The organism is Candidatus Eremiobacteraceae bacterium (genome assembly GCA_035710745.1).
In the GTDB taxonomy this organism is placed as follows: Bacteria; Vulcanimicrobiota; Vulcanimicrobiia; order Eremiobacterales; family Eremiobacteraceae; genus JANWLL01.
Window position 1 is genome coordinate 66,275 of record DASTCX010000007.1, and the last position, 12,478, is coordinate 78,752.

A 12,478-nucleotide genomic window follows, 5' to 3' on the forward strand; every position below is an offset into this window, starting at 1 on the left:
CCGAGAGGAGCGGTATCCCGCGCCGCGAAGCCAGCCGTGCGATTCGTATTTCACTCCTCGAAAACCTCGGAGATCATACCTAATGCAGAGGCCGATATGGGCGCGTCTCGCGTCTAGCATAGCCGTCGCGTCGACGTTCTCAATCCTGTTGAGCGGATGCACGGGCTCGGGCGGCGGCGGCACCGGACCGGCGTCGGGCAACGTCATCAAGATCGGATCGGATCTTCCGGTCTCCGGCGCCGACGCGTCGGATGGTATCCCCACGCAGAACGGCGTGCAGCTCGCGGTCAAGGTCGCGAACGAGCAGAAGATGATCCCGGGATTCACGCTGCAAGCGGATTCGCTCGATGACGCCGTCAGCGGCGTCCACAATCCGCCGCAAGGTCAGAAAAACGTCCAGGCGCTCGCATCGGATCCCGCCGTCGTCGGCATCGTCGGACCCTTCAACAGCAACGTCGCGCAAGCGGAGATCCCGACGTCGAACGCGCTCGGCATCGCCCTCGTCGCTCCCTCGACGACGAACCCGACGCTCACAAAAGGTCCGCAAGCGGTCGAGCTGCGCCGCCAGAATCCCGATCAGATCACGTTCTTCCGCGTCTGCGCGACCGATGACGTGCAAGGTCCGGTCGGCGCCGACTACGCGGCGAAGACGCTTCACCTCAAACGCGCGTACGTCGTCGACGACAACGAGACGTACGGAAAAGGCATCGCCGACCAGTGGGCGGCGCGCTTTACCGCCGACGGCGGGACCGTCGTCTCGCATCAGCACCTCACGCCCGGGCAGACCGATTTCCACGCGCTGCTCACGGACGCCGCGGCCGCGAATCCCGACGTCGTGTTCTACGGCGGCACGAGCGCGACCGGCGGCGATCAGCTCCGCAAGCAGATGAACGGCTCACCGCTCGCCAACGTCACGATGTTCGGCGGCGACGGCATCCGCAACGATGAATTCCTCAAGATCGCCGGTTCGATGGCGAACGACGTCTACGCGACCGTCGCGAGCGTCAACGCCGCAAAACTCCCGGCAGCGCAATCGTTCCTCAAGGAATATCAAGACACGTATCATGTCCCCGTCGGGTCGTATTCGGCGTCAGGTTACGTCGCTGCGATGGTCATCATCAAGGCTGCGGCCGCGGCCGTCAAGGCGAACGGCGGCAAGATGCCTTCGCGTGCCGACGTGCTCGACCAGATCCGCAAGGCGCCGAAGTTCGACACGATCATCGGTTCGTTCAACTTCGACCAGTACGGCGATCCGACGACGAAGATCATCTCGGTCTACGAGGCGAAAGCTGACGTCTGGAACTTCTTGACGCAAGTCAAGTTCGGAACGTAGAGCGCGGGCGGCAGCGCGTTGTTCGACATCCACACGCTCGCCCAGCAGTTGATCAACGGCGTGGCGACGGGCGGCATGTACGCCCTCATCGCGTTGGGCTACACGATGGTGTACGGCATCATCGAGCTCATCAATTTCGCGCACGGTGATGTCTACACGCTAGGCTCTTTTTTTTCGCTCTCCATTCTCGCGCTGCTCCCGATCGCCGGCGTGACGAGCGGGCCGCTTCTCGTCCTCATCGCGATCGGCGTCATCATCCTCGCCGCGTTGCTCTGCGGGATCACCGGCGTGCTCATCGAGCGGCTCGCGTATCGCCGCTTGCGCAACGCGCCGCGGCTCGCACCTCTCATCACCGCGATCGGCGTGTCGCTCATCCTCGAGAACGTCATGCAGCTTTGGAAAGGGACGTCGCCCGTGCCCTTCCCGCAGTTCCTGCCCAACACCGAGCATTCGCTCGGCGGCGTCATCTTCAACGACAACGAGATCCTCGTCGTCACCGTCAGCGTCGCGTGCATGCTCCTGCTCAACTACTTCGTCTACCGGACGAAGCTCGGCAAGGCGATGCGCGCGACGGCGCAAGACCGCGACGCCGCGCAGCTCATGGGCATCAATATCAACTCGACGATCGCGTGGACGTTCTTCATCGGTTCGGCGCTCGCGGGCGTCGCCGGATTCGTCTCGGGCATCTACTACGGTACCACGTTCTTCCTCAACGGTTATCAAGCCGGGCTCAAAGCCTTCACCGCGGCGGTGCTCGGCGGCATCGGCAACATCACGGGCGCGATGCTCGGCGGCTTCGTCATCGGCATCGTCGAAGCGCTGACGGCGCAGTTCTTGGGCAATCAGTGGACCGAAGTCGTCGTCTTCTCGATCCTCATCCTCATCTTGGTCTTCAGGCCGAGCGGTCTTCTCGGCCAGCACCTGGCGGAAAAGGTGTAGCGTGGGCGTCTTGGCGCGGCGCTTCCAAGGATTGCCGTTCGGTCTCGGCCGCTACCGGCTCGACCAGCTCATCGTCGGCGCGGTCATCGGCATCGTGCTCCTGCTGCTGCCGCTCATCGATCAGAACAGCTCGCACATCTCCGCCTTCGCCGACGCTGGTTACGTGCTGCTGCTCGCGTTCGGTCTCAACATCGTCGTCGGGTACACCGGCCTGCTCGTCCTCGGGTACGCCGCGTTTTTCGCGATCGGCGCTTATACGTACGCGATGCTCGCGTCGCCGCAGTTCAACCTGCACTACAACTTCTGGCTCATGCTCATCGTCAGCGCGCTCGTCGCGGCGGCGTTCGGCGTCATCCTCGGCGCGCCGACGCTGCGGCTGCGCGGCGACTACCTCGCAATCGTGACGCTCGGCTTCGGCGAGATCGTGCCGCAGCTGCTCCGCAACCTCGACAAGTTCACGAACGGCCCGAACGGCATCGTCGCGATCGATCAGCCGAGCATCGGCAGCTATCAGTTCGGTTTCAATCCGACGCCCTACTACTATCTGTATTTCGTCGTCATCGTCATCTGCCTCATCCTCTTGAACAACCTGCGCCACTCGCGGCTCGGGCGCGCGTGGATGGCGATCCGTGAGGACGAGCTCGCAGCGGAGCACATGGGCATCAACACGACGGGGGTCAAGCTGCTGGCCTTTTCCATCGGTTCGGCGTTCGCCGGCATCGCCGGGACCATCTATGCGTCGAAGGTGACGACGATCAGCCCCGACGACTTCCAGTTCCAGGTGTCCGTCATGATCCTGCTCGCGATCGTCCTCGGCGGCATCGGCAACCTCGTCGGCGTCCTCGTCGGCGGCTCCATCATCGCGATGCTCAACTTCCTCGTCCTGCCGCAGGCGTCGAACTGGGCGCATGCGATCGGCTATAAGTTCGGCATCGTCGCGCTGCAGAACGTCGACCTGACGAACTACCACTTCATGTTGTTCGGACTCATCCTCGTGCTCGTCATGCTGTTCCGGCCCGAGGGGTTGATCCCGAGCGCGACCGTGCGCGCCGAGCTGCACGCCGAAAAAGAGGCGACGGGCTGATGGCGCTGCTGTCGCTGCGCGAGCTTTCGAAATCGTTCGGCGGCCTTGCCGCCGTCAAGAACTTGACCTTCGACGTCGAAGAAGGGTCGATCATCAGCCTCATCGGCCCGAACGGCGCCGGCAAGTCGACGGTCTTCAACCTCATAACCGGCATCTATCAGCCGACGTCCGGTTCCATCGCGTTCGACGCCCGCGAGATCGCCGGTTCGAAACCGAACGCGGTCGCCGAGGCCGGCATCACGCGGACGTTTCAGAACATCCGGCTCTTCGCGTACATGACGGTCTTGGAGAACGTCCTCGTCGGCCGCCACGTTCGCATGCGCGCGACACCGTGGGGCGATGCGGTCCACTCGCCGTTCCAGCAACGCGAAGAGGGCGACTCGCGCAAGCGAGCTATGGAGCTATTGGAGTGGTTCGGCATCGCGCGCTATTCGACGGATTGGGCGCGCAATTTGCCGTACGGCATGCAGCGGCGGCTCGAGATCGCGCGCGCGCTCGCATCGGAGCCGAAGCTGCTGCTCCTCGACGAGCCCGCGGCGGGTACGAATCCGGCCGAGAAGGCCGACCTCATGAAGCTCGTCCAGTCTATCCGTGCGCGCGGAGTGACCGTGCTGCTCATCGAGCACGACATGAAGCTCGTCATGGGCATCTCGGACTACGTCCACGTCTTGGACTACGGCGAGGAGATCGCACACGGTAAGCCCGAGCAGGTGCGGCACGACCATCGGGTCATCGAAGCGTACCTGGGGAAGGGCGCATGAGCGCGGCGGTTCTGTCGGTCCACGGCGTCGAGACGTACTACGGCCGCATCCAAGCGCTCCACGGCATCAGCATCGAGGTCGGTGAAGGCGAGATCGTCGCGCTCATCGGCGGCAACGGCGCCGGCAAGACGACGACGCTGCGGACGATCTCGGGGCTGCTGCGACCGGCTCGCGGATCGATCACGTTCCGCGGCACCGATCTCACGTCGGTCACGCCCGACGGCATCGTGCGGCTCGGCGTCATCCACTCGCCCGAAGGGCGGCGCATATTCCCGCGCATGACCGTGCAAGAGAACTTGGAGCTCGGCGCTTTCGCCCGCAACGATGCCGCCGGCATCCGCAAGGACCTGGACGACGTGCTCGCGCTCTTCCCGCGCTTGAAGGAGCGTCTGGTCCAGCGCGGCGGCACGCTCTCAGGCGGCGAGCAACAGATGCTTGCGATCGCGCGCGCGCTCATGAGCCATCCCAAGGTACTGCTGCTCGACGAGCCGTCGATGGGTCTGTCGCCGATCTTCGTCGACACGATCTTCTCGGTGATCCAGGACATAAACAAGCGCGGCGTGCCGATACTTCTCATCGAGCAGAACGCGCGTAAGGCGCTCCAAGTAGCGACGCGCGGCTACGTCCTCGAAACAGGAACGATCGTGAAGCATGGCACCGCGTCGGCGCTGCTCTCCGATGACGGCGTCCGCAAAGCATACCTCGGCGAGGATTGACTGTGATATCTTCGACTGTGATCGCGTCTCGCTCGATCGGCTCGCTTTCGGCGATCATCTTTCTGTTGACGGTTTGCGGCTGTTCGTCGCACGGATCTGCCGGATCGACCGGTTCCGCCACTGCCACACCGTCGCCAGCAGCGCCGGCCACGCCGTATCTCGGCATCGAGCGGATCGACAAAGCGTACGTGCCTGCGCTCAAGAAAAATGTTCTCGTGGTGACGCTTGGGCAGATGCCGCGCGGGGGCGACCCCAACGGCCTCGCCTCGAACGTCTTCGACGGCGTCAAGGGATCGCTCCAGCAGTCGAACTTCGATCTCGCCGTCATCAAGATGCCGATGACGAGCACCTCGAACTCTTCGAGCAGCGCGATCGTCGTCTACGTACGCGACCCTAGCGGGAAGTGGGCGCGCACCCAAGACCCCGCTGTGATCGAAGCCATCGACCGCGCCGGACTTTAACTCTTCAGTGGAGCGGTCGACCTTCAGCTCGACCGACGTGGTTTCGCCATAGCGATTTGGGAGCGGTCGAGATTTATCTCGACCGCCGCGGCCTTGTGGAGCGGTGCGTCGATCGATATCGCCCTCGACCCAAAATTCGGCACATTGTCGTCGCTTGCTATTTGCAAGATCCGCGGCGGTCGAGATAAATCTCGACCGCTCCCGTATCCTACATCGCGAGACCCTGGCGGTCGAGATAAATCTCGACCGCTCCCCTACCCGACATCGCGAGACCGCTCCCAGGTTTTTACATATTTGTCGGGGTCAGTTTTTCGACGTAGTCGCCGTCGGGCGCCCCGTACGAAATCCACACGTTGTGCGTCTTCGGGTCGACGGCCAACGAGTGCGTGCCGCGCGGCACCGTGATCGTGTCGAGCACGGACGCTCCCGCTGCCGTCTCCTGGACCACTGTGAGCACGCCCGATCCGCTCGGGCAGTAGACGCGCTTCGTCGCCGGGTCGAACGCGATCTGGTCGACGCGGCCGGCGACATCGACTGCCGTGACGATCGCGCCGGTCTTCACGTCGATGACGGCGAGCTTGCCGTTCAGCCCGACGCTGAAGACGCGGCCGCTCGCGCTGTCGATCGCGAGCCCGTGGAGACTCACCGCCGGCGCTACCGGCCATTGCGCGGCGATCGTGTTCGAGCCGGGGTCGATAGCGACCACGAGCGACGGGGCCGGTTTGATGTTCTGGTAGATGCGATTCGAGACGGGATCGTAGTCGACGTACTCGGGATCGCCGGGAAGCCCTATCGAAGCCACGAGCTTGTCGTGCTTGGCGTCGATCGCCCAGACATGCGATCCGTGGTCCTCGTCGGCGTAGAGCGTGTCGCTTTTGGTGTCGAGCGCGATCGCGTCGACCGGGCCCGGCAGGGTGATGTACTGCTGGAGCACCATGTTCTTGCGGTTGATGTCGACGACGCGGTTGGCCGCGGTGCCGACGAAATACTTGCCGTCGCGCGTGTCGACAGCGACGCCCGCTCCGCCCGTGTTATTGCCCAGATCGACGGCTTGTATCACCGTGCCGGCGTCGACGTCGATGATCGCGAGCTGATCGCTGTCCGCGTGGGCGACGAGCAGACGGCGGTAGTCGCCGTCGACCGTCATGTAGTCGAAATAACCCGGCGAGCGCGGCACGATGACCGGCGGCGATGCGATGAGCGCACCGGCGCCAGGCGGTACGGTCGCCGTCGGCGACGGTATGGGAGTCGCATCCGGCGCCGCACCGAAAAGCGCAAGCGCGGCTGCTGCGGGGATGAAGCGGCGCACGTCGATCATGGCTTCCGGTCACCTCGTTTTCGCGCCGATCCCGACGCCGTCGCCGATAGGCAAAATGGCGGCGTTGAGATCGGGATGCGACAAGAACGCCCTATTGAAGCGGCGGATCGACTTCGTCGACTCTTCATCGGTGTCCGCCTCCGGCACGGCGACGCGGTGATGCCAGAGCAGGTTGTCGACGATGACGAGGCCGCAGCGCTTCAGGTGCGGGAGGGTCAGTCGCAAGTAGTCGAGGTACTCCTCCTTGAGCGCGTCGATGAACACGATGTCGTACTGGCGCTGCGCGAGCTTCGGAAGCACGTCGAGCGCAGGCTGCTCGATGATCTCGATGCGGCCGGCGACTCCGGCGCGCTCGAAGAAGGACCGCGCGATCGCCGTGCGCTCCGTGTCGGGGTCGATCGTCCAGATACGGCCGGCCTCCGGTTGCGCACGTGCCATGGTCAGCGCTGAATATCCGTAAGCGGTGCCGAGCTCGAGGATGCTGCTCGCGAGCATCGCGCTCACCGTCACCGACACAAAGCGGGCAGTATCCGGATCGATGAGCGGTATGCCGTCGCGCGCGCACAGATCTTCGAGCTCTTTGAGCAATGGGTCCGGATCGCCGTTCACGGCGCGCAGGTATCGTAGATCGCGCGACCCCGCCGAGAGGACGGCGGCGCTCGACGCCGCCTTTCGCACGCAATCGGCGATCGTCGCGAACGCCTCGGTCTCCTTGCCGCCCCGCTCCGCGCGCCTGCGCTCGAGATCTGCGAGCGCGAGCACGGTCGACAGCTGATTGGCGAGCTCGTGTCCGGCATCGCGGACGGCATCGCTCATGGATGACGCCTTTCTATAGAAGAGAGAGCTGGTCTCGATCCTTGCTCGCCGCCCGCCGAGCTTCGATCGGGACGATCTCGCCGAAACGAGCGACGAAATCGTCGATGCGTCTGAGGAGATACTCGCGATCCTCGTCGTCGGCGTATTCCTCGGCGAGCGTCAGTTCGCCGTCGCTGCGCTGATAGATCCGGACCTTGTCGCCGATCGCGACCCCCCGTCGCGCGAGCGCCTGGGCGAGCCGTCGATTCCCGGACGCGTTGAACGTCTTCGACGTGACCGACTCGCGCCGCGCGAACTCGTCGACGCCCATCGATCCGCCGCGTACGGCTGCGATCGTCGACTCGACGATGCGTTCGATCGATTCCGGCTGTCCGGCGAAGAGCGCCGACACGATCTCGCGCATGAGGGCACGGCCGAACGGTTCGTCGCGAGCGGAGCGCAGGGCCGACCCGCGCATGACGAGCGTGCCGTCCGTTCGCGCGAGCGCGTAATTCTTCGCTTTGAGCGACAGCATCGCGCTATAGCGCTCCTCGAAGACGAGATTGAGTCCGTCGCCGAGCGTCGCGCCGACGCGAGCGACAAGCGCTTCAGGATCGGTGCCGTTCGGCGCGACGAAGTACGCCCCGTCGGTATCCGCTTCGATGACGGTCGCACCCGCCGCGCGCAATTCGTCGACGATGCGCATCATGACGGTACGCCCCGCTTCCGTGACGCGACCGGCCGCTGCCGGATCGTTGAAGTGGAGGCCGTTCGTGCCGAGAAAGCCGTAAAACGAGTTGACGAGTATCTTGAGGGCGTTTTGGAGACCGTCGGCCGCGCGGTGGTCATCGGCTCGCTCTTCCGCGAGCGCCGCGGCCGACGCGCGCTTCACACCGACGCGGCGGCTTCGCAGTTCGCCGAGCATCGGCAAGAAGACGTCCAGGTCGTCGTCCTCCGGCTTGATGCCGCGGGCGATCATGAGCGACGGGTAAAGGCTTTCGACATCGCATTTGGCGACCTCACGGAAGACGCCGGTCGCGAAAGCGGCAGTGAAGCCGCCTTCGGTCGGCGCCGTCGGTCGCGGGCGCGGGATCGAATGATTCGCACGGAGATACGCGCGGACCAAGAGCCGCTCGATCCGGCTGCCGATCCCGACGAATGCGAGTCCTTGCAGCGACTCCGGCACCATCTGGACTTGGTAGAACTCGTTAGGCGTGACGAGCGAAGATAGTCGCGCGGTGTCGCGCGTGTCGTCGAGGCAGTACGCCTTGAGCTGCGCACGCTGCTGCGGATCGTTCCACAGCGCCCGCATATTCGCCGCGTCGACCATCGCGCGCGACTCGTCGCCGATGCCGAGGTGGCGGACGACCTGCTTCAGCTTGTAGTTGGGCAGCTTGCGTCCGACATCCCAACGCATGACGCCCAAGAACGTGTCGACGATCTGGCGCCCCTCGATGCGATAGTACTTGCACGACATGCCGGCCGGGACCGAACGGCGGATCGACTCGTCGAGCCAGAGCGGCGTTCGGCCGTCGCGCCCGATGACGAGGGGCACGCCGAAACGTCGCGCGCGTTCGTACAGATACCACAGGTCGAAGTTGAAGACGTTGTGGCCTTCGATGACGTCGGGGTCCCGCTCGCGCACGACCCGCGCGAACTCCGCGATCATCGCCGCCTCGCTCGGGAAGTCGTCGAGCGCGAGGACGCGTTCGAAGCCGTCATCATCGCGAACGGCGATGAGGCAGATCGCCGCTTCGTCGCGATCCGGGTAGACATCGAGGGTCTCGAGGTCGAACTGGAGCCGGCGGAGCTGGTCGAAGCGCAGCCCGCGATAAAACGTATCGCCGCTTGCGACGAGATGTGCCGTGACGGGATCGAGGTACGTTATCCGCTGATCGCTCGCGAGCGTCTGCGACCACTCGCGGACTTGACGGCCGTCGTTCGTCGCGAGCAGGTGCCGCAGCGGATGTCGGCCTGCGAGCTCAGTCGTTCCGTCGAGCCGCTTTCGTGCGACGAGCCAGGCGCGCAATGGCACGACGTCGCGCACGATGCCATCCGCCGTGCGGCGATAGACGGTGGCGGTACCGGCGGTCGGATACGGCTCGACCGCGACGATGCCTTCGCCCGCACCGTGCCCGAAGAGCAGCGCGCGCGTGTCTTCCACGGTTGCGATACGCGATGCCCTAGCGCGGCGGGTAGGGGCTGAACACGGGCGCCGGCGTCGGAGCGGGCGGCGTCGGTGTGTAGTATTGGCTCGGCGAGAGCGTCGGTGTCGGCGAGGGCGATGGACTCGGCGTCGGCGTCGGACTTGGGCTTGGAGCTGCGCGCTTGACGGGCGGCGGCTTCGGCTTTCCGTGGACGTACGATCCGAGCGACAGCGACACGGTCGTAGTCGCGGTGATGCGATTGCCTTGCGCGCCCTCGACCTGCGCGTTGATGCTCGACCGCATCGCTTGGCCGATGAGGAGCCGGTCGCGCTGGTCGTAATAGGTCGTGCCGGCGACGTCGAACACGCCCTTCGCGTGCATGCCCTCGAGCATCGTATCGAAGTTCCCGGTGCCCGTGCTCTGGATGGCGTACGTCGGATAGCCGAGGTACGTCTTTTCGCCGACGACGGTCGCTTGCGTGTTGACGGTCATCGGCACGACGCCCGGAAGCTGCATCGTCTGGCTGAACTTCTCGCCGACATAGAGCGAGCGATTGCGATACGGTCGCGACGCTTCGCTGAGCGCCTGGATATACTGCATCGTCGTCGCGTCTTCGCCGCCCTCGCCGATGACCGAGCCGTCGGGCGCGATCTTCATGAGAAGCGACCGGTCGACGATGGTCGTGCCCGACGTGCCGGCTGAATCGAGCGCGACGTCGACTTTCGCGTGCACCGACCCGTCCGGATCCGCGCGCAGGCCGGTGATCGTCTCGGTCCCGTAGACGTTCGTCTTGACGGCGACCGGCGGCTGCGTCGTGTTCGGCGCGGGTGCCACGTTCACGTTGACGCCGATCGACAGCCCATACTTGACGACGTCGCCCACGTGGAGAAACCCGCTCGATGCGGCGAGCGCGCTCGCCGTGAGCGAGAGCGCGAGGGTGGCGCACGTGATGGCTGCGATCGTCCGTCTCAACATCGTGTCGATTCTAGAAACGCAACCTCGGCGGCTGCTTGCTCGTAACCCGGCGCTTGTGCGCTGTCGCGGGCAGGGTTGGCCCGCTAACGGGACAAAACCTTCGGTTCTCGCGCGCGCTCTTCGGAGTGTTCGCTGGTTCGCACGCGTCAGAGGTGCTCTCATGTTAGTCCGTCGTCTCGGCTCGATCGCAGCGCTCGTCGGCGTCGTCGTCGGGCTCGCGTCATGCTCGCAGCTCGGGCAGGCGACCGGTTCGGATCCGCTCGCCATCCAGCACACGTACGTCTATACCGCGATCGGAGCGAGCGACGCTGTCGGTTTCGGATCGACTGTTCCGTGCGCGACGGCGCCGGTCATCATCGGACCGGACACCGAACTCATGCCGTCGCCGCCGAACTGTCCGGGCGGCAGGGGTTATATCCCAGGAATCGCAAGCCGTCTGACCTCTTCGACCGGCAGCGTCGTGCTCACCGATCTCGGGATCTCGGGCGCCGCCGTCGGCCCGACCGAGCGAACGCTCGGGAACACATGGGAGCCGCTCCTCTTCGAAGACTGCACGTCGAGTGGTGCGAACGTCTGCATTCCGGGCGACTTCCTCTCCGACGAGTTGCCGCTAGTCCCTGGCAATCAGGACCTCGTCACGATCTTCGCCGGCGGCAACGACACGGAGGCGATTCTCGCCCATGTCGCCGTCGCTTGCAACGGGTGCAATCAGCAGCAGATCCGGGCGATGATCACGGCCGACGTCACGAACTTCGCGAACGACTACCTGACGCTGATCGGCGCGATCCATCAATCGCACCCGTTCGCCCGGATCTACGTCGCGAACTTGCCGAACTTCGGTCTCACCCCGCGCGGCGTGTGCATCGGCGCCGACCCCGGCAATCCGCCGCCGTTTTGCGGCCCGAACGATCCCGCTCTCGGCCAGCCGGGCCTCGAGGCGTTGCTCGACGCGATCTCGACCGGGATCGACGCGAACGTCATCAATCAGTTCGCCGCGAACGGAATTCCGGTGATCGACACCGAGTGCGATCCGCGGTCGTACGACCCGTCGAATTTCTACATCGACGGCTTTCATCCGGACGACGCCGGCTACGCGCTCTTGGCGCAGCTGTTCACGCTCACGATCAAGAACTTCGGCGGACCGCCGCCGGCCGGGAATTGCCAGTTCTCGCAAGCGATCGTCCATCGCGGGCTGAGTACGCTTCGCCACGTCAAGCTACACCACGTCCGATACTGATCCGACCGGCGTCGCTAGGCAAGTCATGCGCGAGACCATTCGGGTAGCGTTCGCAGCGCTGCTCGGCGCCGTCGTATTAGCTTCGTTCGGAACCGCGGCCCGCGCCGACGACGGCTACGACTCGCCGCTCGCCCGTGCAGTCCGATCGGCGACCGAACAGTACCGGCTCCAGCTCTGGGCGACCGGCGACGACTACGTGCAGTCGACGACGTACGTCGCGAACTTCGGCGTCATGTTCACGAATCACGACCGCTTCGATCCGGTCGACCTCGCCCATCCGACGGTGCTCATCTATGACCAAGCCGGTCGGCTTGTCGCGGTCGAGTACCAGTTCACGCCGGCCACGAAACCGAGCCCCGACTTCGGCGACGTGCCGAAGGACGCGTGGTTCGACATACCGCGCCACTTGCATTACAACATCGTCGTCGACGGAAAATCGTATTACGCGCAGGCTGAGTGGCCGACGACCGACGAGCCGACGGCGGCGAACATCGTCAAGCGCGGATTGATGCCGGCGGACGCGAAGCTCGTCTTCGCGTTCGTGCACCCGGCGACGCGCGCGTTCGTCGTGTGGGCGTGGCTGCCGAACTCGGATGGCCTTTACGCCGGCGACAACCCGCTACTGCCGTGACCGCGCAGACGAGCTTACTAGCTTAGTTCTCTGTAGCGGTCGAGCTTCAGCTCGACCTGAGACGAGCTGGCATATGGCGAG

12 protein-coding genes are annotated in these 12,478 nt (G+C 64.8%); 8 read left to right on the top strand and 4 right to left on the bottom strand.

Translation table 11 applies throughout. The annotated features are described in order from the left end of the window. Positions 1–82: 82 nt before the first annotated feature. Genes VFO25_03595 through VFO25_03620 form a run of 6 tightly spaced genes read left to right on the top strand, consistent with a single transcriptional unit; the run spans position 83 to position 5,294 of the window. Positions 83–1,333, top strand: coding sequence for a branched-chain amino acid ABC transporter substrate-binding protein (locus tag VFO25_03595; GenBank protein HET9341990.1), 1,251 nt, complete (start codon positions 83–85; stop codon positions 1,331–1,333). Between the two features lie 18 nt (positions 1,334–1,351). Next, positions 1,352–2,272, top strand: coding sequence for a branched-chain amino acid ABC transporter permease (locus tag VFO25_03600; protein HET9341991.1), 921 nt, complete (start codon positions 1,352–1,354; stop codon positions 2,270–2,272). Between the two features lies 1 nt (position 2,273). Beyond that, positions 2,274–3,356, top strand: a complete 1,083-nt coding sequence (locus tag VFO25_03605) for a branched-chain amino acid ABC transporter permease (GenBank protein ID HET9341992.1) — start codon at positions 2,274–2,276, stop codon at positions 3,354–3,356. Further along, positions 3,356–4,117 carry an ABC transporter ATP-binding protein gene (locus VFO25_03610; protein ID HET9341993.1) on the top strand — a complete coding sequence of 254 codons (762 nt, stop codon included), beginning with the start codon at positions 3,356–3,358 and terminating at the stop codon, positions 4,115–4,117. The genes VFO25_03605 and VFO25_03610 overlap by 1 nt, the downstream gene beginning before the upstream one ends. After that, positions 4,114–4,833 carry an ABC transporter ATP-binding protein gene (locus VFO25_03615; GenBank protein ID HET9341994.1) on the top strand — a complete coding sequence of 240 codons (720 nt, stop codon included), beginning with the start codon at positions 4,114–4,116 and terminating at the stop codon, positions 4,831–4,833. Before VFO25_03610 ends, VFO25_03615 begins: the two co-directional genes overlap by 4 nt. Positions 4,834–4,850: 17 nt before the next feature. Continuing rightward, on the top strand, positions 4,851–5,294 hold the full coding sequence (locus VFO25_03620) for a hypothetical protein (GenBank protein ID HET9341995.1): 444 nt from the start codon (positions 4,851–4,853) through the stop codon (positions 5,292–5,294). Positions 5,295–5,580: 286 nt separating this feature from the next. Here the strand turns inward: VFO25_03620 and VFO25_03625 are convergent, their stop codons facing one another. From VFO25_03625 to VFO25_03640, 4 genes are read right to left on the bottom strand one after another with little or no spacing between them, the layout of a single operon-like run. Beyond that, on the bottom strand, positions 5,581–6,612 hold the full coding sequence (locus VFO25_03625) for a hypothetical protein (GenBank protein ID HET9341996.1): 1,032 nt from the start codon (positions 6,610–6,612) through the stop codon (positions 5,581–5,583). Positions 6,613–6,621: 9 nt separating this feature from the next. Continuing rightward, a complete protein-coding gene (locus VFO25_03630) occupies positions 6,622–7,428 on the bottom strand; it encodes an O-methyltransferase (GenBank protein ID HET9341997.1) in 807 nt (268 codons plus the stop codon). A 13-nt stretch (positions 7,429–7,441) separates the two neighbouring features. Further along, complete coding sequence (locus tag VFO25_03635; GenBank protein HET9341998.1) at positions 7,442–9,571, bottom strand: 3'-5' exonuclease; 2,130 nt, start codon at positions 9,569–9,571, stop codon at positions 7,442–7,444. Between the two features lie 19 nt (positions 9,572–9,590). After that, entirely contained in the window at positions 9,591–10,529 is a 939-nt protein-coding gene (locus VFO25_03640; protein HET9341999.1) for a hypothetical protein, read from the bottom strand. Between the two features lie 160 nt (positions 10,530–10,689). Here VFO25_03640 and VFO25_03645 point away from each other — a divergent pair, with 160 nt between their 5' ends. Both VFO25_03645 and VFO25_03650 read left to right on the top strand, forming a co-directional pair. Further along, complete coding sequence (locus VFO25_03645) at positions 10,690–11,766, top strand: GDSL-type esterase/lipase family protein (protein HET9342000.1); 1,077 nt, start codon at positions 10,690–10,692, stop codon at positions 11,764–11,766. Between the two features lie 25 nt (positions 11,767–11,791). Then, complete coding sequence (locus VFO25_03650) at positions 11,792–12,397, top strand: hypothetical protein (protein ID HET9342001.1); 606 nt, start codon at positions 11,792–11,794, stop codon at positions 12,395–12,397. The last annotated feature ends 81 nt before the right edge of the window (positions 12,398–12,478 follow it).